This is a genomic window from Pseudoalteromonas sp. 3D05 (genome assembly GCF_002723455.1).
GTDB lineage: Bacteria > Pseudomonadota > Gammaproteobacteria > Enterobacterales > Alteromonadaceae > Pseudoalteromonas.
The window spans coordinates 50,797-74,874 of the sequence record NZ_PDUS01000015.1 but is presented as its reverse complement, the minus strand read 5'-3'; the positions used below and the strand labels follow the sequence as shown (position 1 = coordinate 74,874).

18 protein-coding genes are annotated in these 24,078 nt (G+C 41.3%); 12 read left to right on the top strand and 6 right to left on the bottom strand.

All coding sequences use genetic code 11. From position 1 onward, the window contains the following. Positions 1 to 9 precede the first annotated feature (9 nt). The 10 genes from nlpI (at position 10) to CSC79_RS20110 (ending at position 10,933) form a co-directional block, all read left to right on the top strand. A complete protein-coding gene (gene nlpI / locus CSC79_RS14755) occupies positions 10 to 888 on the top strand; it encodes a lipoprotein NlpI (protein WP_099296518.1) in 879 nt (292 codons plus the stop codon). Positions 889 to 922: 34 nt separating this feature from the next. After that, positions 923 to 2,071, top strand: a complete 1,149-nt coding sequence (locus CSC79_RS14750; protein WP_099296517.1) for a hypothetical protein — start codon at positions 923 to 925, stop codon at positions 2,069 to 2,071. Between the two features lie 212 nt (positions 2,072 to 2,283). Beyond that, complete coding sequence (locus CSC79_RS14745) at positions 2,284 to 5,076, top strand: monovalent cation/H+ antiporter subunit A (RefSeq protein WP_099296516.1); 2,793 nt, start codon at positions 2,284 to 2,286, stop codon at positions 5,074 to 5,076. Then, the gene (locus tag CSC79_RS14740; protein ID WP_099296515.1) at positions 5,076 to 5,423 is read left to right on the top strand and encodes a Na+/H+ antiporter subunit C; all 348 of its coding nucleotides are present in this window, start codon (positions 5,076 to 5,078) and stop codon (positions 5,421 to 5,423) included. Before CSC79_RS14745 ends, CSC79_RS14740 begins: the two co-directional genes overlap by 1 nt. Beyond that, complete coding sequence (locus CSC79_RS14735) at positions 5,420 to 6,937, top strand: monovalent cation/H+ antiporter subunit D (RefSeq protein ID WP_099296514.1); 1,518 nt, start codon at positions 5,420 to 5,422, stop codon at positions 6,935 to 6,937. Before CSC79_RS14740 ends, CSC79_RS14735 begins: the two co-directional genes overlap by 4 nt. After that, positions 6,937 to 7,473, top strand: a complete 537-nt coding sequence (locus CSC79_RS14730; RefSeq protein ID WP_099296513.1) for a Na+/H+ antiporter subunit E — start codon at positions 6,937 to 6,939, stop codon at positions 7,471 to 7,473. Before CSC79_RS14735 ends, CSC79_RS14730 begins: the two co-directional genes overlap by 1 nt. After that, positions 7,467 to 7,736, top strand: coding sequence for a K+/H+ antiporter subunit F (locus CSC79_RS14725; protein WP_099296512.1), 270 nt, complete (start codon positions 7,467 to 7,469; stop codon positions 7,734 to 7,736). Before CSC79_RS14730 ends, CSC79_RS14725 begins: the two co-directional genes overlap by 7 nt. 9 nt (positions 7,737 to 7,745) lie before the next feature. After that, positions 7,746 to 8,078 (top strand): Na+/H+ antiporter subunit G, encoded by a 333-nt coding sequence (locus CSC79_RS14720; protein WP_099296511.1) that lies wholly within the window; start codon positions 7,746 to 7,748, stop codon positions 8,076 to 8,078. Between the two features lie 108 nt (positions 8,079 to 8,186). Next, a complete protein-coding gene (locus CSC79_RS14715; protein WP_099296510.1) occupies positions 8,187 to 8,768 on the top strand; it encodes a hypothetical protein in 582 nt (193 codons plus the stop codon). A 209-nt stretch (positions 8,769 to 8,977) separates the two neighbouring features. Then, the gene (locus tag CSC79_RS20110) at positions 8,978 to 10,933 is read left to right on the top strand and encodes a methyl-accepting chemotaxis protein (protein ID WP_099296509.1); all 1,956 of its coding nucleotides are present in this window, start codon (positions 8,978 to 8,980) and stop codon (positions 10,931 to 10,933) included. A 74-nt stretch (positions 10,934 to 11,007) separates the two neighbouring features. Here CSC79_RS20110 and CSC79_RS14705 read toward each other — a convergent pair whose 3' ends face one another. The 3 genes from CSC79_RS14705 to CSC79_RS14695 form a co-directional block, all read right to left on the bottom strand. Continuing rightward, a complete protein-coding gene (locus CSC79_RS14705) occupies positions 11,008 to 12,093 on the bottom strand; it encodes an efflux RND transporter periplasmic adaptor subunit (RefSeq protein ID WP_237114034.1) in 1,086 nt (361 codons plus the stop codon). After that, positions 12,090 to 15,200: an efflux RND transporter permease subunit gene (locus tag CSC79_RS14700; RefSeq protein WP_099296508.1), complete on the bottom strand. Its 3,111-nt coding sequence runs from the start codon at positions 15,198 to 15,200 to the stop codon at positions 12,090 to 12,092. The genes CSC79_RS14705 and CSC79_RS14700 overlap by 4 nt, the downstream gene beginning before the upstream one ends. A 191-nt stretch (positions 15,201 to 15,391) precedes the next feature. Then, the gene (locus tag CSC79_RS14695) at positions 15,392 to 17,422 is read right to left on the bottom strand and encodes a BCCT family transporter (protein WP_099296507.1); all 2,031 of its coding nucleotides are present in this window, start codon (positions 17,420 to 17,422) and stop codon (positions 15,392 to 15,394) included. Positions 17,423 to 17,562: 140 nt separating this feature from the next. Here CSC79_RS14695 and CSC79_RS14690 point away from each other — a divergent pair, with 140 nt between their 5' ends. Further along, a complete protein-coding gene (locus CSC79_RS14690) occupies positions 17,563 to 18,579 on the top strand; it encodes a DUF2804 domain-containing protein (RefSeq protein ID WP_099296506.1) in 1,017 nt (338 codons plus the stop codon). A 176-nt stretch (positions 18,580 to 18,755) separates the two neighbouring features. Here the strand turns inward: CSC79_RS14690 and dapD are convergent, their stop codons facing one another. Genes dapD through map form a run of 3 tightly spaced genes read right to left on the bottom strand, consistent with a single transcriptional unit; the run spans position 18,756 to position 23,033 of the window. Beyond that, positions 18,756 to 19,583, bottom strand: coding sequence for a 2,3,4,5-tetrahydropyridine-2,6-dicarboxylate N-succinyltransferase (dapD, locus tag CSC79_RS14685; protein WP_099296505.1), 828 nt, complete (start codon positions 19,581 to 19,583; stop codon positions 18,756 to 18,758). A gap of 9 nt (positions 19,584 to 19,592) precedes the next feature. Beyond that, on the bottom strand, positions 19,593 to 22,208 hold the full coding sequence (gene glnD / locus CSC79_RS14680; RefSeq protein ID WP_099296504.1) for a [protein-PII] uridylyltransferase: 2,616 nt from the start codon (positions 22,206 to 22,208) through the stop codon (positions 19,593 to 19,595). A 12-nt stretch (positions 22,209 to 22,220) separates the two neighbouring features. After that, positions 22,221 to 23,033, bottom strand: a complete 813-nt coding sequence (map, locus tag CSC79_RS14675) for a type I methionyl aminopeptidase (protein ID WP_272897226.1) — start codon at positions 23,031 to 23,033, stop codon at positions 22,221 to 22,223. Between the two features lie 244 nt (positions 23,034 to 23,277). Between map and rpsB the strand changes: the two genes are divergently transcribed. Beyond that, the gene (gene rpsB, locus CSC79_RS14670; protein ID WP_099296502.1) at positions 23,278 to 24,006 is read left to right on the top strand and encodes a 30S ribosomal protein S2; all 729 of its coding nucleotides are present in this window, start codon (positions 23,278 to 23,280) and stop codon (positions 24,004 to 24,006) included. Positions 24,007 to 24,078: the final 72 nt, after the last annotated feature.

Below are 24,078 nucleotides of genomic sequence, written 5' to 3'. Positions count from 1 at the left end.
AGGATTTTAATGATTTTTAAACATTTAGCGTTTGCTACCGTGGCCATTATGTCTCTAAGCGCGTGCCAAACAACCACGCAACCTAAATTAGATCCCGTTATCAATGTGCCTTTTGCTTCGCCATTAGCTTCCGACTTTAGAAGTGAAATTGCTATTGCACGTTACTCTAAGCTACTTAATCGTGCAGATTTAACAGTTGAACAGCAAGCGATGCTTTATTATGACCGTGGCGTACTATTTGATAGTTTAGGTATGTCGACATTGGCACGAATCGATTTTAATAACGCAGTACAGATGAAGCCTGATCTAGCTGAAGTGTATAATTTTTTAGGTATACACCACACTTTAATGCAGCAATATGAAAAAGCATATGAACTCTTTGACTCAGCTTTGGAGCTTAACGAACAACACCAGTATGCCTACTTAAATCGCGGTATAGCTCTTTATTATGGTGAGCGACCTTATTTAGCCACTCAAGACTTTAAGACATTTGTTGCAAATTCAACGAAAGAACCTTTTCCAATACTGTGGCAATACTTAGCGCAATCTAATGTTGATAAAACACAGGCGCTTGTTGATTTAAAAGCCAATGCTCAAGGAGTAGATGAGGGTGTATGGGGTTACCAAATAATTGCTTTGTTTTTAGGTGAAATTGGCGAAACTGAATTTTTAGCGAGCATTGCCCAAGGCGTGCAATCAGAGCCAGAGTACACTAGACGTTTATGCGAAGCCTATTTTTACTTGGCTAAGGTTTACCAAGCTAAAGGCGAGCTAAATCATGCTGCGGAATATTTCCGTCTTGCTTTAGCAACTAACGTGCATGAATATATTGAGTATAAATATGCCCGTTTAGAATTAGAGCTCATGGCTGGTGATAACGCGAGCTAATATAAGAGTCTATGGTTTAATAATACTGAGCTTAGTGGTTCTTACAAGCTCAGTAAACCGCCATGCGCGTCTAGGCTATTGGCTTGCTTTGCAAGATAGTGCTGCCACACTTGCTGGTTACTATCAGTTTCCCGATATTTTCGAACAAAACTTCAATACACTGCCTAAATCCAGTATAGAAGACCTTGCATTGAATGGCGCTGAGCATGCGAAATTTAGCTGGGCGATTATATTACTCAAAGAAGGTAATGCGGATAAAGCAAGGCTTTTTTGGCAAAACACGGTCGTGAAACAAAGTGCTCAACAAAGGCTAGATTTGGCAACGTTACTGCTTGAGCTCAATCGTTGGGAGGAGCTTAGTGCTTTAGCAGAGCAAGGTTTAGTACCAAAGTCTGCAATTTTAGAGCAAATAAAACTTCATTTTAGTTATCCACCAGAGTCTATATCTAGTGCATATGCTCATCAAGCTGGTTTTTTACTTTCTCTTCATGGGTTAAGCGCTGATAATCGTTGCGAGTATAATGTACTCATGATGAGTGATCATCGTGCTGGGATTAGCAAACTCAATCGTTTTTCAAACAAACATGCTTTATCACCAGAGCCGAATGATAAGAGTTTTTGTTTTTCTGAACCAGTTTACATTGGTGACAACATAGCCTGTCAAACAGACCCATTAAAAGCAGCCTCATGTAATTGGCGAGCGTTAATTAAAGAATATGTATGGCCAAAAAACTATGATTTTATAGTGATGATGCCACGAGAAGGGCGTGGTAATGTTCGCGCAGGAATAATGCAATTAAACTCGCAAAGCAGTTATCAATTATTCTTACATGAATTAATGCATTTTAGTGGTTTTGAAGATGAATACCCAGTACCCAAAAATAAACAGGTCTGGTTGTGCAGGCAAAGAGGCTATGTTGCACCAAATCTATTCGTTGCAAATAATATAAAACCTCCCACAGGGTGGCAGCCAAGTGAAACGTGTGAAGGCACTGTAAAATCGTACAAGCCCGATAAAAAATGGTCAATAATGCGTTATCAGGAGCTCCCGTTATCCGCAGAGTATAGAGAGTTATGGGTAGAACAAATAGAAAATAATCATTATAAACCCGTGCGCTATCATGACTACTTTACTATGCTAAGCCAGTCGTTAGTTATGCGTGATAAGAGGGGGGCTGATTAAACAATGGTTATTATTAGTATCCTTGTTAATTCAGCTTAAAATTCCAGCAGATAGGCGTGCTTCCTATAGACAAAATGTAACTCAGTCAGTATAACTATACCTTTGTATAATATTTATTTAAGCTGAATTAAAAACCATTTCAATGAACAGTACACAACTAAAATTAACTAGCAGCGTATTGATATTCTTATGACTTTAAAAGGTTCCTCATTATGACTTTGCTCTGGATACCCTTGTTATCCTTAATTGGCAGTGTTATTTCTTCATGCACCGGCAAATTATCTCGTAACCAAACAACGGGTTTAACTTTACTTGCACCGTTGAGTGCTCTGGCAATTGCAATTTACCATGCTCCTGCCGTACTCAGTGGTGAAACAATTCGTTATTCCTTGGCTTGGATACCCGCGTTGGGCATGGAAATTTCTCTGCGCTTGGACGGTTTAAGTCTGTTATTTATCTTTATGATTCTAGGGATAGGGTCTCTTGTTATTTTCTATACGCGTTATTACTTGAGCAGTAATGACTCTATGCCCAAATTATACAGCTATTTGATGTTATTTATGACTGCAATGCTCGGCATTGTGATGTCTAATAATGTGATTCAGTTATGGCTTTTCTGGGAACTAACCAGTATTAGTTCATTCTTATTGATTAGCTATTGGTGGCATAAGTCAGAAGCTCGCAAAGGTGCACGAATGGCGCTGGCTGTAACCGGCGCAGGTGGTTTGGCGTTATTAGGTGGTTTGCTGCTGATAGGTGACATAGTCGGTAGTTACAACCTAGATACTATTTTAGCTAGCCGAGCACTTATTCAATCACATGAGTTATTTGAGCTCGCGCTAGTACTCGTTTTACTCGGGGCGTTTACAAAGTCTGCCCAGTTCCCATTCCACTTTTGGTTGCCTCATGCGATGGCTGCACCAACTCCTGTAAGTGCATACTTACATTCAGCAACGATGGTTAAAGCGGGTATTTTCTTACTTGCGCGTTTTCATCCAGCCTTAGCAGGAAACGACACTTGGTTTATTTTAGTGGCGATGACAGGCTTAGCAACATTGCTAGTAGGCGCTTATATTGCCTTGTTTAAGCACGACCTTAAGGGATTGCTAGCTTATTCTACAATTAGCCACTTAGGTTTAATCACTTTACTTTTAGGCTTAGATACTGAGCTTGCGACAGTTGCTGCAATATTTCATATCATTAACCATGCGACTTTTAAAGCGTCGTTATTTATGGCGACAGGTATTATTGACCATGAAACGGGCACGCGTGATATGCGCAAGCTTAATGGGATGTGGCGATTTATGCCATACACCGCAACACTTGCCATGGTGGCTGCTGCGGCGATGGCTGGCGTGCCTTTATTAAATGGTTTCTTATCTAAAGAAATGTTTTTTGCTGAAACTCTGCACCAACAAGTACTTGGTTCTATGTCTTGGTTAATACCGGTTTTGGCAACCTTAGCTGCAGCGTTTTCAGTGGCTTACTCGGCGCGCTTTATTCATGATGTTTTCTTCAATGGTGATCCTATTGATCTACCAAAAACTCCCCATGAGCCACCGCGCTATATGCGAGTGCCAATCGAAATACTCGTGGTGTTATGCTTACTTGTAGGTATGTTCCCGAATTTTGTTGTCGACGGTATTTTGTCTGCGGCCTCGCTTGCCGTACTAGGTGATTCGACCCCTGAGTTTAAGTTATCAATCTGGCATGGTTTTAATTTACCGCTATTAATGAGTTTCATTGCAACTACATGCGGTGTTTTTATTTATATTCAGCGAAAGCATTTATTTCAATTTCAAGCATCCCTGCCAACGTTAAATGCTAAAAAGACATTCGAACGAGTGATGTACAGCGTAATAAAGTGGAGTCAAAACAAAATCCAAAGTACAGAGAATGGTTCATTACAACGTTATATTGTTGTAATGCTTGGCGTTGTACTTTTATGTGCGGGCTGGCCGTTATTTGAAATGGGGGCGTTAGCTGGTACTGCGCCAAGTACACCGATTGATTTTCATAATGCGATAGGTGCTGGTTTATTAATTATAGGCGCTATTAGTACAGTGCTTTGGCACCGCTCTAGAATGGTTTCGCTATTAATGATATCAATAGTGGGATTAATGGTATCAGTTGCATTTACACGTTTCTCCGCGCCTGATTTGGCATTGACTCAGCTTACAGTAGAAGTAGTAACAGTTATATTGCTTATGTTGGCGTTATTTTTCTTACCACAGCGAACACCTAAAGAGTCGAGCTCATTACGAATCCTACGTGATTTAGGTATTGCATCAGCAGTAGGTGTTGTCGTGGCTAGTGTTTGTTATGCATTACTAACTCGTCCACTCGAATCTATCTCTGACTTTTTTGTGGCAAACGCTAAAACAGGCGGGGGCGGTACAAATGTAGTCAACGTCATTTTGGTCGATTTCAGGGGCTTTGATACGCTTGGTGAAATTATTGTACTTGGTATTGCTGCACTGGGTATTTACAAATTACTTGCTAACTTACCTTTATTCATGCCTGCTAGTGATAGTGAAGGGCGTCCTTGGGCGCGTGAACGCTACCCTATTTTACTTTCGAGTATCTCACAAAGCTTGTTACCGCTTGCTTTATTAGTTTCGGCATATATTTTCTTGCGTGGGCACAACTTACCCGGCGGTGGTTTTATTGCAGGGCTTGTGACGTCTATTGCGTTTATATTGCAATATATGGCAAGAGGTTCTGTATGGATAACATCACGTTTTGACGTTAATTATCGAAAGATAATTGCCTCGGGCATTGCAATCGCCATGTTCACCGGCCTTGGTAGTTGGGTGTTTGGTCGACCATTTTTAACTACTTGGTTTGATTATTTTGATATTCCATTCGTTGGTAAAACTGAATTGGCAAGCGCCATTATATTTGACTTAGGTGTGTATTTAACCGTCGTTGGGGCAACACTGATGATATTGGCAAGCCTTGGTAAACTGACTGCAGATGCAGCGAAAGAAGAGGTGAATATTTAATGGAACTATTATACGCATCATGCGTTGGTGTATTAGTGACTTGTGGTATTTATTTACTTCTAAGAGCACGTACTTTTCCAGTCGTATTGGGGCTCACTATGCTCTCTTACGCAGTAAACTTATTTTTGTTCTCTGCGGGTCGTTTAACAATTAATAAAGCGGTTGTACTTGGAACTGGGGCTGATTACGCCGATCCACTGCCTCAAGCGCTAGTACTGACAGCAATCGTAATAGGATTTGCGATGACCGCATTTGTGGTGATTTTAGCAATCAGAGGACGCGCTGATTTAGGCAATGATCATGTCGATGGTCATCTTGTAAAAAGTAATAACAAGGAGCAAAAATGATTCAGCATATCGCATCATGGCCTGTGCTCATTCCTATGCTCAGTGCAATATTGTTATTGATGCCACCTTGTGGGAAGAGCATCCCAATACGTCGTGTAGTATCAATGACAATGTCACTTTTGACTTCGATAATCAGTCTTGTATTGTTGGTGTACGTCTATCAAAATGGGCCAATTGTCTATGCTATTGGTGGTTGGCAAGCACCATTTGGTATTGTATTAGTTGCCGATTTACTTTCAGTATTATTAGTCGCACTGACTTCGTTTTTGGCACTTAGCGTTGCGCTATACAGCAGTGTTGGCGACGACGAGAAGGGCAGCTTTTTTCATCCGTTATTGCACTTTTTGGTGCTAGGTGTAAACGGCGCTTTCCTTACTGGTGACTTATTCAATTTATTTGTATTTTTTGAAGTGCTGCTTATCGCCTCTTATTCATTGTTAATGCATGCAGGGGATAAACATAAAACACGAGCAGCATTGCAATACGTTATTCTTAACCTCATCGGGTCAAGCGTGTTCTTGATTGCGTTAGGTATTTTATATGGTGTGCTTGGTACGCTCAATATTGCTGATATGTCGCAAAAAGTATCAATGCTTCAAGGCGATGATGTATTTTTAGCTAAAATCGGTGGTTTGCTGTTACTCGTTGTTTTTGCATTGAAAGGGGCGTTGTTACCGCTTCATTTATGGTTACCTAATACCTATGCGAGCGCAATGCCAGTGGTTGCTGCTTTGTTTGCTATAATGACCAAGGTAGGCGTTTATGCCATGTTACGTGTTTACACTGTAATATTTGGCGAAAATGCAGGGTTATTAAACCATATGGCCCAGCCATTCCTATGGGGGTTAGCGATTGCAACTATTGCTATTGGTGCTATTGGCGTATTAGCTGCTCAAGACTTACGTAAACTTACAGCAAATCTGGTTGTTGTTTCTGTTGGCACACTTGTGGCGTTGGTTGCTATTCAGCATGTTAGTGCAACCGCGGCATTGTTATATTACCTTGTCCATTCAACTATCATTTGCGCAGCATTATTTTTAATTGCTGATCTTATTTCACATCAACGCGGTAAAGTAGCAGACCGGCTTGCACCAGGACGTGGTGTGGGACAGCCAATTTTACTTGGTACATGTTTTATTATTGCCGCGCTTGCTGTTGTTGGAATGCCACCATTGTCAGGTTTTATTGGTAAGATATGGATCTTAAAAACAACCCTCGATAGTGAACGAGCGCTGGTTTTTTGGCCTGTCTATTTAATAGCTAGCTTTGCCTTACTTGTCGCGTTATCACGGGCAGGAACCAGCTTGTTTTGGGAACGAAAGCACCAAGACCGCGACCACCTCGAAGTAGACAATGCCAAGCCTTTGCAGGTAATTGCAGTTATAGGGCTACTTGCGTGCTCGCCATTGATGGTCATTTTTGCCGGACCAATTACTGAATATATGGTTGCCGCAGCGACTCAATTACATGATATAACCAGTGGTATAAATACTGTACTTAAGGGAGACTTATAATGCGTTTAGAGTCCCGTTACCGTTGGCTACCAACACCGTTTCGTAGCCTGTTGCTCTTTGTTGTTTGGTTATTATTGAACAACAGTGTATCGGCAGGTCATATCGTGTTGGCGACTATTTTCTCGATATTAATACCTATCGCGACCTTTCCATTTCGTGATCCTCAGCCTCTAATTTTAAAACCAGGGCTGGCAATTAAACAGTTGTTTATTGTGTTGTATGACATTGTCACCGCCAACTTACAAGTGGCATTACTAATTTTGGGACCAGTTAAAAAACTGCGGCCTGCGTTTGTTAAGGTTCCTTTAGATTTAAGTCATGAAATGCCAATAACTATTTTGGCCAGTACCGTGTCATTAACACCTGGAACAGTAAGCGCTGAGGTGTATCCAATACCTGAATCTCTTCCTGAAGGAGAGCAGCCAACGCAGCGGTTTTTACTGATTCATGTACTTGATTTGGCAGATGAAGAGGCGTTAATTAACACAATTAAAACACGCTATGAAGCACCGCTTAAGGAGATATTTCAATGCTAGAAACGGTTTTTTTAATCGTCTTCGCGATGATTGGTTTATCGCTTTTACTTAATTTGTGGCGACTTGTAGTCGGTCCATCTATACCTGACAGGATTTTGGCGCTTGATACTATGTATATCAATACGATTGCGCTTATTATTCTTTACGGTATGAGTATGGGGACAGGTCTTTATTTTGAAGCGGCATTGTTAATTGCGATGCTTGGCTTTGTCAGTACAGTAGCCGTGTGTAAATATCTACTGCGTGGCGATATCATTGAATAAGGTAATAATATGTATAGTGAATGGATAGTTTCTATCTTATTGCTCATTGGTGGCGCATTTATTTTAATTGGCTCAATTGGCTTAATTAAAATGCCAGATTTTTTTATGCGATTACACGGGCCAACTAAAGCAACGACCCTGGGTATGGCTGGTGTGTTAATTGCTGCTATGGTGTTTTTTAGTAGCACGCAAAATGGTATCAGTGTAAAAGAGCTATTGATCACCATTTTCTTATTAATAACAGCGCCAATTAGTGGGTATATGTTAATAAAATCAGCAATACACCATAAGTTAAAAGCTAAAAAAGGCACTAAAGGGCTTGATAACGTTGAAGATGATTAATTACTAATAAGCCTTAATTAGAATGCAAGCCCGTTGATTTTTTAACGGGCTTTTTATTGGTGGTTATTATTTGTATACTAAATACACCGCTAATTTTGTTACTTTTATATGCAAAAAAATATCAAATTTATCCTCGCCAGTTTATTAATACTCATCCCTTTAATTGACAGCCTTTTTATTGCTCCTGCTTTTGGTATTCAGTGGAAAAGCGAGCAAACGATGTACCTCGTAAATGTATATTTAATGCCAATCAAGCTTTTAATGGTCCTAATAGGTGGCTTTTTATTAGTGAGGCAAGCACGGTCTTCGTATCAAATGCCGCGAGTACTTTATAAAAAAATAGCTGAGATGACCCTCTTTGTCCTAGCGGGGCTACAGTCAATTGTTCTCATCGCTGTGTGCGTACTTTATGCTGTCGTTGGGACAAATGTAGAAAAGTATCAACTACAAAATAGGATCAGTGTATACACTGCTGATGCAGATACATTAGGCGAAGCGACGCACTACTTTTCGTTTCAGTGCACTGACAAATCAGGTTTTTATTCACTTATGCCTATAGCAACTTTTAACAGACTTGGGGATTTCTCATTTACTACTAAAAATAATGTACTGCTTATAGAGCACAATGATTACTCATTAAAGGGCAAACAACTTAAGAAAATTGATATCAGCATGTTTAGTTGCGACTGATAAAGTGAGTTTATATTCATTTATTAGCTGGTTATTATAAAGTTTCAACAAATACTAGTGATTGAATATCATCGGAAATTTCATAAATCCATCATGATTTACCTTTAAATCTAGCCATTAACTCATATCTTTCTATACTTACCTGATATCTAAACTAAGGACTTTGTATGCAATGGATGCGCTCAAAAGCTTAAGAGAGACCCTTGCATATGCTTGCTAAATTAAAACTGAACACTCAACTTAACCTTGCCTTTGGTGCAATGATTTTCCTACTTGGAGTAGTAAGTATCGTCGCATTATTTGCACTAAACTCTGGCTATAATAACTTTGTAGAGTATAGAAAAAATGCTCGTGATAGTAATTTATCAGCTCGAATTCAAGCTAATGTTCTTACACTCAGACTAGAAGCTCTGAAATACCTAAAAGACAAAAAAATAAGTAACATTAACGAGTTTAATAATCGCCACTCATTACTTACTGATTTAGTTGATACAGGAAAAAATCAATTTACGGATCCTGTAAAGTTAACTGCTATTAATAAAATATCAGATGAGATCGATTTATATAAATCGGGTTTTGATAAGGTTATTAATTTGGTGAACAAGCGAAATGCTATCGTTTCATCTGTGCTTGACGAAAATGGCGCAGTGATGCGAAAAGCAGTGACACAATTAATTCAAATTAGTAAAAAAAATGGTGATTTTGAAAGTCTAGCTCAAGCATCTGCACTGCAAGAGTCTTTACTATTAGGTCGCCTCTATGTCAGCAAGTATTTAATAAATAATACGCAAGCTGAGTTTGAACGTTCAATTGGAGAATTTGATGTAGTTAATAAACGCGTTAATGAGTTATCGTTACTTACTAATGGCACTTTGGGAACATCATTAGTTAATGATTTTATAAACCGTACTGCTAAATACGTTGATGGTATTGACCAAATTCATAAAACAATTGATGAGCGCAATGCGATTATATCAGGTACGCTTGATAAAGTTGGGCCAAAAGTGGCGTCAGAGATTGAAGAAATAAAGCTAAACTCTCAACAGCGCCAAGATCAAATAGGCCCTTCTATTCAATCCAGTAACCAAAATGCGATAAATACCATCATCATCTTTTCAATCATTGTGATTATTCTAGGTATAGTTTTGAGTATTTTTATTACTCGTTTAATTAAAAAACCGATTGGTGGAGAGCCATTAGAGATTGCAAAAATAGTGCAGGCAATTTCAGAAGGTGATTTACGTCACCAGTTTGATAATACCGGCAATGAGTCGGGTATTTACTTGGCAATGAAAGAAATGACCTTGAAGCTCAATCAAATGTTGTCGCAAATAAGAGAGTCAACTACTCAAGTATCTGAAACATCATTTAGCCTAACGTCAATAACAGCTCAGTCAAAAACTGGAGCCGAACAACAATCTGATCAATTAACTCAAACAGCGACAGCAATGCACGAAATGTCTGCCACAGTCAATGAGATCACGCAAAGCGCACAAATGGCAGCTGATGCTGCATCAACAGCTGATGATGAAGTACTGAATGGATCGCAAGTAGTCTCTCAAACTCATGCTGCTATGGGAGAGCTCGTTGAAACAATGATGGACGTAAGCCAAACTATTGCTAATTTAGAAGCAGAGACTGAGTCTGTGGGTTCAATACTCGATGTGATCAGGGGAATTGCAGATCAAACCAATTTACTCGCTTTAAATGCTGCAATTGAAGCTGCGCGAGCGGGTGAGCAAGGGCGTGGTTTTGCGGTTGTTGCTGATGAAGTGCGCTCTTTAGCGAGTCGCACTCAACAAAGTACAGAAGAAATTCAAGTGATGATATCAAAGCTCCAAAATGAGGCGAAAAAATCTGTTGAGTCTATGAAATCAAGCATGACGAGTGTAGAGCAAACCGCAGAAAAAACAGAGCAAACAGGTGAGGCATTAGACCTAATATCTCAATCAGTTGGAACTATTAAAGACATGAATGTGCAAATAGCCAGCGCATCTGAAGAGCAAAATGTTGTCAGCCAGCAAATTACCGAAAGTGTGCAACATGTTAATGAGAAAGCCCATGAAACAATGGCAGGCGCTGAGCAGGCGGCTGATATAGCAAACTCACTATCACAAACAGCACATGAGTTAGATCAGATAGTTAAACAATTTAAAGTGGCGTAACACATAACAATTTAACAAGCCGGATTTTTTGACATACATGCCATGCTATCCGGCTTATTTACTGACTAAACAGTTTATTGTACGTCGACTTCTTGGCCCGTTTGGAGCCGTTCTGCACCGCGAATAGCGATCCTATCTCCTGTTACCAAACTCCCAGTTTCAATTGGGGTCACAGCAATCAGTTGACCTTTTCCTGCACCTACGGTGACTGGAACTTGAATCGCTTTACTTTGTGTATCAATTTTAACGATATGCGTACCTTGCTTACGAATAATCAATGCATCACGGTTAACCAACAGCATCGCATTTTTACTTTTCAAAGGGACGGCGACGTCGACAAGCTGCCCAATCGCCCATGCATGCTTATTTTCAGGGTTGAGTATTGCGCGAACCTCGATTGTTTGTGAACGTGGGTCCGTTGATGGGATCACAGCAGTAACAATGGCTGCAGCGCTTTGAAGTTGCGATAAATCACCCGCATTTATTGGCAGCTCGATTCCGAGCTCAAGATACTTTAGGTATTTGACAGGCACGTAAAGCCTGACCTCTAAATGATTTATATCTAATAGTGTGAGTAACTCTTCTGCACGGTTTATCTCACGGCCAGCGCGTTTAAATCGTTCGCTAATCACCCCTGCGAAAGGTGCTCGAATAGTTGCTCGTTTAAGTTTATCTTCAATAACCTTCAGCTCAAGCTCAGCAAGTGCGATGTCAGAGTGAGCTAGATCGTGCTTATTTTGTACTAGGTCAACTTGGCTAATTGCAGCGCTACTCGATTTTGCTAACTCAGTGAGGCGCGTTAGTTCTTGTTGATATAAACGCAGGTTAATTTTGGCACGGTTAAGCATCTCTTGTTGGCGCGCTTTGTCTAATTCTAGAGGAAGTGTATCCATCCGTACTAAAATATCACCTTGGTTGATACGAGTTCCAGGTTCAGCGACATATAAAAGTCTACCACTAATTCCCGCGGTGAGGGTCACATCGTCTTTACCATAAAGTGTACCATTGACCTCAATTTCACTCGTAAGGGGCGCTTTAGTAACGCTATCTACACTAACCGGAACAACGGCTTTGGCATTGGTCACTACAAAACTACAACACAGGCCGAAAATGAAGATGGCTGATTTTATATTATTCATTGATTTAATCTCGCTGTTCATTGGTTTGCCTTTAAACTTTGTGGAGCATTTTTAATTGAGTCTTCCACTTTTGAAGGAGGCGGCTTACGGCCAAGTTGCAGCAAACTCGGCATTAAAATAAGTGTGAATAGTGCACTAATTGCCATTCCACCGACAATAACGGTTGCAAGCCCCCTATAAATCTCCGAGCCAACACCAGGCATAAGCATCAGTGGCAACATACCAAACAGACTCGTTAGGGTGCTCAAGTAAACAGGGCGCGACCTGAGCAATACAGCTTGTTTTACTGCCGCTTCACGGTTGTGGCCATCCGCCATTGCGACACGCGTCTGATCAACTAATAAAATTGCATTATTGACCACCAAGCCCAGTAAAATAATAAAGCCTATCATGGTGAGCAAATCGAGCGATTGAAAGGTAAATAAGTTAAGAATAAACAATGCAAGCACGCCGCCGGCGATAGCGAGTGGCATTACAAGCAGCACTAAAAGGCTGTCTTTTGCTGATTTAAATAGCGCGGTCATCAGTAAAAATAATATGAATAGCGCAAGCACAAAATTGAGTGACATTTCAGTCATAGCAGAATTCATTTTTTGTGCATTACCTGCCAAAATAGCCCCTGCATTGCTGGGTAAGTTAGCTCTAACTTTTGGCATTACTTGTTCCGTTAAAATCGTTTGTGCTTGTTGCAAGCTCATATTGGCTGGGGGCGTTACCACCACACTTACAGTACGACGACCATTAACACGGCGTAATTGGGTTGGTCCGACAGTACGCTCAATATTCGCCAGCTCCCCCAATGTTTGAATACCTGAATTTGGGGTTACAATAGGCAAGGCTTTGAGTTGCTCCGGTGTTTGCCATGGCACACCACGCAAGATTACATTCATCCGCTCATTACCATCAAAGTACTCATTCACAAATAACCCACCCGTGTAGGCCTGCACAGCTTGCGAAACATCGCGCCGTGTTAGCCCTGCTTGTGTAATACGGCGGTCATTGGGTGTTAGTCTCAGCTCAGGCTCAGCCATGTCGAGGCGAGGCTGTGGTTGAGCAGTTGCATTAGGCAGCGCTTCTTTAACGGCTTGTAGGGCAACATTTGCACCCATAACTAAATCGTCCATGTTTGGCCCCGTTAAATCAATATTAATAGCACGGCCATCACCGCCATTAGCAACTTGGATCATTGAGCCTCTGAAAAAGAATACCTGAGTGTCTGGCAAATCAATAAATATCTCTTCTTTGGCAACTTGCATCAGTTCTTCGACGCGTTGTGGATCAGCAGAATAAATAAAGCCCCCTGCGTTTGAACCAAATGCATAAAAGTTAAAGTCTTTGATCCCCGGCTCTTTCTCACCTGTGTAGTAAGGCATTAAGCGTTTTTTGACCCGCATTAATAACTCTTCTTCCATAAATTGCACGTTGCCCCCTGGTGGAGTTGCTAAGTTAAAGAAAAAGCCATCTGTCGGCGCACGTGGCATAAAGTCAGTTTTAGGTAGCATAGTCAGCGTAGTCACTACTGACCCTCCAAGCAGTATTCCAATCCAGGTTAGTTGTTTAACGCGGTTGTTGGTGAGTTTCATAATGAATGAGCTCAACTTTTGCCAATAAAGGTGATAAGGATCCGGCTTAAGTTTAGTATCAGGCCATAGATGGTTCGCTAAAGGGATAAGCGTAATTGCGCATAGCATTGAAGTGATTACGGCAATAGACAAGGTTAATGCTAAGTCTGAAAACAGCTGTCCTTCAATACCGGCCATAAACAAAATAGGCAAAAATATTGCAACGCTTGTCGTGGTTGAGGCAAACAATGCTCCCGTCACTTGAGCTGCGCCTTTTAAAGCGGCTTTTTTATTATCCAGCCCTTGTGAGCGCAGTCTGGCTATGTTTTCTTGCACTATGATTGCGGCATCTAACACTAACCCCACGGCAAAAGCTAAACCTGCTAGTGAGATAACGTTTAAACTGCGGCCAAAGATATTTAGTGCTAAAAATGCGACCATTAAGGAAATAGGGATTGTCGCCGCAATAACAAAGGTGGCCTTTAGTCCTCTAAAGAATAGCCATAAAATTAGGCATGATAAAACAACACCCAGTCCTAAGTTACCCTTCACTAATGAGAGCGCATTACGTATGTGTACAGAAGCATCAAAGCTCAGTTCTATAGATAAGCCATTGTCAGCAAGTGGGCCTTGGTTTAGCTCTTTAATTGCTACATTAATATCATCTAATAGTGCCACTGTGTTGGCGCTATTAGAGCGCGAAATGCGTATGTAATAAGCGGGTTTGCCATTGCGGCCACTCATACCTAATCTATCTGAATGGGTACGTTCTACGCTGGCAATATCGCCTAGATAGATGGGGCGATTATTTGAGTAACCCACACGCATTTGTGCCATGCTCGCCAAGTCGTATTGGCCGGTGAACCTAACTGTGTATTGGCGTCTTCCCACATTGGCTAAGCCACCTGATGTATCGCGGGAGCTGGCAAGTACATTACTAATTTGATTTAAGCTAATGCCTAATGCTGCTGCTTTATGAGGATCGAATGTAATTCTTAACTCTTTTGGCCGCTCACTGGCTAAATCTACCCGGGCAACTCCGGGTATACGTGCTAAGCGAGGCTCAATAAACTCATCAATTTGTTTTTGAAATTGCGCCATATCGAAATCTAAATTATCGGATTGATAATCTTTTGGCGTAACCAGAAGTGTCGCAGCTGCCTCGCCGTTGTTTCCGCCAGCAAAAACCACAGGGTCAAATGCATCCAGTGGTAGAGGAGGAGCTTGATTTAAACTCGTAAGTACATCGAGCATCGCTTGCTGCATATTTTGCCCTACGGCAAAAGTGAGCGTAATAGAGCCATTGCCGCGGTTAATATTCGTATTCACCTCGAGTGCGCCGGGAGTGTTTTTAACGGCGTTCTCTATTGGTTCTATAATTACAGATTCTATTTCTTCAGGAGCTGCTTGGCGCCAACCAGAAAAAATGGTGATTTGGGGTTGTTCGATGTCTGGGGTTAATTGAATTGGCAATTTAAAAATACTTAAAATGCCAAATAAAATAATTAACACCAAGATGACTATAACGCTCGCGGGATTTTTTAACGAGCTACGCGTCAGATTCATAGTGGCTGTTCCAATATTGCGTTTGCTGCATTGTAGTGGCAGGTAAATAAATTACCAGTGGTGTAAATGGGGGATATGTCAGTGTTAGCGTTAGACGGCAAAATAACAGCGATAAAGTGTGTTTTTGTAATACTCTGTAACAATTTAATTAAAAGTAAGCCCCTTAATATATAAGAGGCTTGATGGTTAAGTTAGCCTTTATCGGAATCTAACATCTCGTCGTGTTTTGTCATGTCCCACGGCAGTTCTCCAGGACTGTTGTCTAAAAAGTGTAGGTAGTTTTCAAACTGATCGAGTATATCTTTAACAATATCATCTTCATTAAAGCCATAAATATCGTAAGATAAACCGCCTCGGCGTAAAAACACTTCGGCACGATAATAAAGCTGAGGGTCATCCTCAGTGGGTTTTAACTCAGCGTAAGCAAAGCTTGGGGTTGCGTGTTCTGTTAGCCTAATATCATACACAAAATCTACATGATCATGCCTTAACACAGTTAGAAATGCACGGCCCATTACGTCGTCAAATTCAACGACGGCTTGCCATTGACGGGTTTTCAATTCGGCTTGTACAGATTCCATCGCGGCAATAACAATTTGGCTGATAAAAGTATGCACGTCGCTCTTATTAGGGTAGCTGACCATCGCAGCCAAGCGCCGCTTCCAATGTGTAAGTTCTGGGCTTTTGTTGGTCAATGTATGTGCTTGTAAGCTGGAGTCTCTGTGTCCTTCGATTCGCAAAGCCCGCCATAATCCAGCAGTTGCAAGTAACATGATCACAGCAAATGGCAATGCACTGGCTATGGTCATTGTTTGTAGCGCACTCAAACCACCGGCAAGCAATAGTACTGATGCAACTGTGCCCTCTAATACAGCCCAAAAAACGCGCTGCCAAGCTGGGGTGTCTAGACTGCCGCCTGAAGCAAGTGAATCAATAACCAATGAGCCTGAATCGGACGATGTGACGAAAAATGTAATAATAAGAATTACGGTTACTAACGAGATAAAAAATGACCAAGGTAGCGCTTCAAATAGCTGGAATAATGCAACGGCATGATTAGCTTGAACATCGACAATTAGCGTATTAAAGCCCTCGTTCATTATTAAGTTAAGTGCAGTATCACCAAACACAGAAAACCATAAAAAGGTGAATATCGTTGGCACTAGCATCACGCCTACAACAAACTGCCTAATTGTTCGTCCTCGGCTAATTTTTGCAATAAACATTCCTACAAACGGAGCCCATGCGATAGTCCAGCCAAATATAAACAAGGTCCAATTGCCTATCCAGTCACTGCGGCTATAGGCTTGTAAGTTAAATGTTCGTTCAACAATACCACTTAAGTAACTTCCGGTGTTTTGCAAAAACGATTCTAAAATATGAATACTTGAACCGACAAAAAAGACAAAAGTCATCAATGTGATTGCCAGCACCATATTTAACATAGACAGGCGCTTAACTCCTTTATCCATGCCTGCTACAACCGAGATGGTCGCCGCTCCTGTTATCAAAGCTATGGCTATAATTTGTACCGTGGTATTAACAGGAATACTAGGCCATAAGTAATGTAATCCCGCGTTGATTTGCGTTACTGATAAGCCTAATGTGGTGGCAATACCAAATAGAGTGCCTAAGATTGCAAAGACATCCACTGTATGACCAATAGGGCCGTGAATTTTATCACCAATTAGAGGGTATAAAGCAGAGCGTATTGATAATGGTAGGCCATGGCGAAAAGCAAAGTAAGCAAGTACTAACCCTACAATGCCGTATATAGCCCAGATATGAAAGCCCCAATGAAAAAAGGCAATTTGCATTGCTTGTTTAGCTGCATCCACAGTTTCTGCTGCGCCACTTGGCGGTGAGGCATAGTGTAAAACGGGTTCAGCAACGCCAAAATAAAGTAAAGCCACACCGTAGCCAGCAGAGAAAAGCATGGCAAACCATTCAGGAAAACTGTACTGGGGCTGTGCATGGTCAGGTCCAAGCTTAATATTGCCCCAACTAGAGGCGGCAACTGAGACAATAAAAACCAAGAAAATAGCGACAGACAACATGTAAAACCAACCAAAGGTTTCTGTTATCCATGATAAGGTCACACTGAATGCTTCACCGGCCAGTTCGGGGTTACTGATAGTGCCAAGTACTAAACATAAGATGATGAAAACTGCAGGTAAAAATACAGGCAGCAAAAGAGTTGAGCGGAATGTCTTTTTCGTCATATATTAATCCCTAATATTAAGTGCTAACTTTAAAGCATGCCTGCATACCTTATTACATATATTGGGTACTGGCTAATAAAGTAGCTTGTATTTTCTACCCAAATTAGCTAAATGCTGATACTAAACGGGCTCTACTGATCATGAAAAAACTAATCGATCACCGTGGTAATGCGCAGTTTGGCGTGTTTGAGCAAGGGATTGAACATATTAACTATATGGATTTTGACTTGCGCAACAGCATGGGCAAGGTAACCAGCTCGTTTGCGAAAAAGCTAAAATTTAATCAGTTTCAGTTTATAAGTTTTACGTGTGAAACTCTTATTATTGGCTTGGCGATTGTTGACTTGAAAATTGCGAGCAACTGCTTTGCCTATGTGTATCACCCAAGCACAGGTGAATTTGAGGAGTTTAGCTTTACCAATTTATTCGCGATGAGTACTTACATTGATACTACGCCAAACTCAGGCAAGGCGCATTTTCATAAAGGAGGGAATAGTGTCACGCTCAGTGCTGAATCAGGTTTGCGTAAAGTCACAGTATGCTTAAACGCAGGACTTAAAATAAAGGCTGTCATTGATGAGTCAGTAAATTACAACCCGCTTACGGTTTGTGCAAGAGCAGGTTTTACTGGTTTTCACTTTACACAGAAAGTTGCAGCACTACCTTGTTCAGGCACGGTCGACTGGCGAGGTAAACATATCAACCTTGAGCAAGTAAACGCGTTGGCATGTGTTGATTGGAGTGCAGGCTTTATGCGCCGAGAAACATTTTGGAACTGGGGGAGTTTAGCTTGTACTTTAACAGATGGGCGCCGTTTAGGTCTAAACCTTGCAGCAGGCGTTGTAGAAACAGGCTTTACTGAAAATGCGTTGTGGCTTGATAACTCTTTAATAAAAATAGACATGGTCGATTTTAATTTTCAGCGTTATGGTGATAAAAACGATTGCAGACAATGGCAGTTGCGCTCAAACGACGGCATCATAAACCTAACCTTTGAGCCTGTAGGTAACCGCCACGATAAAACTAACTTACTTATCATCGCTAGCAACTTCACTCAACACTTCGGTCGTTTTTATGGCCAAATCACCCTTGAAAATGAAGTGATTACACTCAATGGCGAGTGGGGCTTTACCGAAGACCATTATGCGAAATGGTAAAAAGGAGTATTTTTAGCCGTCAGTTTAGTGATCTGCGATCTGACAGCGGAAAGTAGGCACTTGGTTTTAATTCATTAATTTGTATTAAGTGAAAATAAAATAGCTGGGAGTGATACCCTCAAACCCAGCTACTAACTCAAATCAGCTGATCGCTTACGGCTGAAAGCTTACAGCTCTTATTCATCTATTGAACGAAGTAGGGCGTTAATACCCACTTTTTCGCGGGTTTGCTGGTCTACTTTCTTCACGATGATTGCAGCGTATAAGCTGTGAGTGCCATCTTTTGATGGTAATGCACCTGGTACAACAACAGCGCCTGCTGGCACTCGGCCATAATGGATTTCGCCAGTTTCACGGTCGTAAATACGGGTACTTTGGCTGATGTAAACGCCCATTGAGATAACTGCACCTTCTTCAACGACCACACCTTCAACAATTTCAGAACGCGCACCAATAAAGCAGTTGTCTTCAATGATGGTAGGGTTAGCTTGTAGTGGCTCTAAAACGCCGCCTATGCCCACACCACCTGATAGGTGAACGTTCTTACCAATTTGTGCACATGAGCCTACAGTGGCCCATGTATCTACCATGGTGCCATCATCAACGTAAGCACCAATGTTTACGTACGATGGCATCAATACTACGTTTTTACCCACAAAGCTGCCCTTACGTGCAACCGCGTTTGGAACTACGCGCATACCACCTTGTTGAAACTGCTCAGGTGTGTAATCACTAAATTTAAGTGGCACTTTATCGTAGAATTGGTTTACACCATCGTTCATTGGTTCGTTATCGCGAATACGAAACGACAGTAAAACGGCTTTTTTTAACCACTGATGTACAACCCATTCACCGCTAATTTTTTCAGCAACACGTGCTGCACCACTGTCAAGTAACTCTAGCGCATCAATAATGGCTTGTTTTACATCGCTTGATACTGAACTTGGGCTTATGCTATCGCGGTTATCCCAGGCGTTTTCAATCATGGTTTTTAAATCTGACATAATGTCCTCTTATTCGATTTCTGCGTGGAGTTTTTTACGCAGTGCTTGATAAATTTTTGTTTGCTCTTCGTCGGTAAGGGCTTGGTACTCGTTATTGGATACCACGAAGAAATCTTCTGCACGTTCTCCTACGGTAGTAATGCGTGCAGCATGTATATGTAATAAGTGTGCTTGAAAAACTTCTGCTATTTTGGTCAATAAGCCAGGAATATCCACCGCTTGAATTTCTATTAGACTGCGATCTTTACGCGGGTGAGGGCGTAAAATGATTTTAGGTTTAATATTGAAGTCTTTAAAGCGTTGTGAACGATTCTTTTTAAAGCGTATTTTTTTACGCGGATCTGCTAATGCTTGGTCAAGTCCACGTTTTATCGATTGTGCTCGGCCACTGGCAATAGGCTCACCACTGACTTCTAGTACAACAAAGCTAAAAACGACATACCCGTCTCGTGTTGTCAGTACTTGAGCGTGTTGAACTTGTGCTTTTTTCGAGCCAATCACATTCACTAAGCGCGCAAAAATAGCTCCAGAATAGGGGCTATACACAAATACTTGTGTTCCGCCATGCATCGCTTTATTTGAAACGATAACACTTGGCTGCGACAAGTCAGCGTTAATTAAGTGTTCGCTATGCCATGAAATTTGTTGTTCACTAAAGGCGGTGAAGTAATTTGCTTTAAACCGACTCCAAATTAAATCAACTTTTTCTTCGCCATATCCCAGATTAATCAAGCGTTGCTTAGCTTGGCGTTTTTTATCACGAATTTGGTCTCGCTGATCCATGGGGTTTTCCAGTCCCAAGCGAAGAGCGCGTTGTGCGTGTAAGTATAATTCACGTAGTAGAGTGTTTTTCCAGTCATTCCATAAATTGTCATTGGTTGCGCGTATATCCGCAACAGTCAAACAATACAGATAATCTAATTGGCGCTCTGTTTTTACTTTTGATGCAAATTCTTTAATCACATCGGGGTCATTAATGTCTTTACGCTGGGCTGTCACCGACATCAGTAAGTGATTAGCCACTAACCACGAGATTAGCTTACCATCTGAGTTTGTAAATCGATGAAGTTTGGCAAAAGCGATAGCATCTACCGAGCCAAGCTCGGAGTGATCGCCCCCACGGCCTTTGGCAATATCATGGAAAATACCTGCTAAGTACAGCAATTCAGGTTTATCCATTCGAGTGACTATTTCACAACATAATGGGAACTGATTGATACTTGATTTATCAAAATATTGATAAATATTATTAATTAATTTATGGGTATGCTCATCGACTGTGTATGCATGAAATAAGTCAAATTGCATTTGCCCGAATATATTGCGCCATTGTGGTAAATAGGCTGCAAGCATGCCGTGTTTATGCATTAAGGTAAAGGCACGACCCATGCCATTAGGGTGCTTAATGATACGTAAAAACGCCTCACGGCACGCTGCGTAATCTTGCAAATCACCAAGCAAACGTCTACGTACTTGGCGTATAGTGCGAATTGTACTTGGGTAGATATGCGTGATAGCAGGGTTATCAGCAATATGTTCAAACAATACAAAAAGCTGATCACGGCGGAAAAACACGGATGGGTTTTTAACTTTTATTTGATGACCAACACGTTCGAAGCTGTTGTCGAGTTCTACAATTGGTTGCTCACTGGATTCAGGTAAAATACTTTGCTCAAAATAAGACAATAGCATCTGATTGAGTTCGCGTACGCGGCTCATGATCCGAAATAAGCGTTTCATCATCCGCTCAACAGAGGCTTTACCATCACTGCCAAAGCCAAGAATTTCTGCTGCAAGCGGCTGGTGGTCAAACAATAAACGGTTTTCAGAGCGCTCAGCAGCAAGGTGCAAGGCAAAGCGAATATTCCACAGGTTTTCTAAACACTCAGAAAGTTCTTGGTATTCTTCGTGGGTTAAGTAACCATGGCTAATCAGTTCTTGTAAAGTTTCGGCTCTAAAATGCTTTTTTGCAACCCAAATGATGGTTTGTAAGTCACGCAGACCACCTGGGTTTTCCTTAATGTTGGGTTCTAGGTTATAGGCAGTGCCATGGCATTTTTTATGGCGTAGCTGTTGTTCTTGTACTTTTGCCAAAAAGAACTCATCAGAGCGCCAAATAGGGGTATCAAGAATGTGTTTTTTTAGTTTTTCATACTCGATGTGATTGCCAAACAATAAGCGGCTTTCTAGTAAGCTAGTGGCGAACGTTACGTCTTCACGCTTTTGAACTATGGCTTGGTCAATAGTACGTACACTGTGGCCTATCTCTAAACCTAAGTCCCATAACATAGTGACAAATTGGCCAATTTTTTCACAAATAGCGTCACTTGGTTGCTCAGTCACTAACAGTAGAAAGTCAATATCAGAGTAGGGGTGTAATTCACCTCGTCCATAGCCGCCAACGGCAATAAGCGCTAAATCAGGCTCGTGTGCTAAGTCATAAACATGAAATAGCTTGATCAGCAGGCGGTCTATAAATTCAGCGCGGGCATTAATCAAATTACCAACGGGTTGTTTTGAAAACTCGTTATGCAGCCATTTATAAAAATAAGCGGAGCAATCACGGTAATCGTTTAGTTGCTCGGCATCGCCAAGCAACTTTTTTACTTTATTGGGTAATGCCACGTGGGCTGGCTCCTAATGTTCGATGATCCTGTCTATGGTATCATCTGATCGGAGCGTTAAAATTTCAACACCATTTTCAGTTACTAACAATGTATGTTCCCACTGAGCTGACAAAGAACGGTCTTTTGTGACCACTGTCCAGTCATCTTTGAGCAGCTTGCATTGGCGTTTACCGGCATTAACCATTGGCTCAATCGTTAAGCACATACCTGCTTTTAAAGCTTCGCCAGTACCTGCTCGGCCATAGTGCATGATTTGAGGTTCTTCGTGAAACTCAGCGCCAATACCATGGCCACAATATTCACGCACGATTGAATAGTTAAATCCTTCAGCATATTTTTGAATCGCTTCGCCAATATCACCTAAACGCACACCCGGTTTGACCATTTTTATAGCCAAGTAAAGACTCTCTTGGGTAATTTGAGCAAGGCGTTTGCCTTGGATGTTGGGTGTGCCAACATGAAACATTTTTGAAGTGTCGCCGTGATAACCATCTTTGATGACAGTGACGTCAATATTTACACTGTCGCCATCTTTTAATGCTTTGTCATTTGGAATTCCGTGACAAATAACATGGTTTACCGACGTGCAAATTGATTTTGGAAAGCCGTGATAATTTAACGGCGCAGGAATAGCTTTTTGCACATCAACAATATAATTATGACAAATTGTATTTAATTCATCAGTGGTCACACCTGGCACAACATGTGGCTCAATCATTTCTAGTACTTCTGCTGCTAAGCGCCCAGCAACACGCATTTTCTCTATTTCTTCAGGGGTCTTGATCACAGCACTCATAGAGGCTCCATAGTCGAGTTTTAACACATTTATCGTCGCACAATTTTTGCACGCGACGTTGAATATTTGTTTTTAATATGGTATAAAGCGCGCCGTCTTTTTACAAATAAATTCTTAAATGATTTTTTGTATTTAAGGCATACACAATTTTATTTTAACACACACACGTATCGTCACATACACTTGGGTGCATTTGAAGTTAATAAACTTCGGTGTTGGTGCTATGGGATATGTGGAGGCCTAACCCTAAACAACTTAGAGGATTTACAAAATGGCAAACGTTTCAATGCGCGATATGCTTCAAGCTGGTGTTCACTTTGGTCACCAAGCACGTTACTGGAACCCTAAGATGAAGCCTTTCATCTTCGGCGCACGTAACCGTGTTCATATCATCAACCTTGAGCAAACTGTACCAATGTTCAACGACGCACTTAAGTTTTTATCTGGTGCTGCAGCAAACAAAGGTAAAGTACTTTTCGTTGGTACAAAACGCGCAGCAAGCGAAGCAGTGAAAGAAGCGGCGATCGAAAGTGACCAATTCTTCGTTAACCACCGTTGGTTAGGTGGTATGTTGACAAACTGGAAAACAGTTCGTCAATCAATCAAGCGTCTTAAAGACCTTGAAATCCAAAGCCAAGACGGTACTTTCGAGAAGTTAACTAAGAAAGAAACGTTAATGCTTAACCGTGAAATGGAAAAGCTTGAAAAGAGCCTTGGTGGTATCAAAAACATGGGCGGTCTTCCTGACGCGCTTTTCGTTATCGATGCTGACCACGAGCACATTGCAATCCGTGAAGCAAACAACCTAGGTATCCCAGTTGTTGCAATCGTTGATACTAACTCTAACCCAGATGGCGTAGATTACGTTGTTCCTGGTAACGATGATGCTATCCGTGCTATCAACCTTTACACTAGTTCAGTTGCTGCTGCAATCACTGAAGGTCGTGAAAACAACATCGTTGCTCAAGCTGAGAAAGACGATTTCGTTGAAGCTGAGTAATTAGCTGTCATCAAGTCTTCATCTAATTTTAGATGAAGACTTGCTATTCTTGTAGAGCGGGTAACCCGCTTA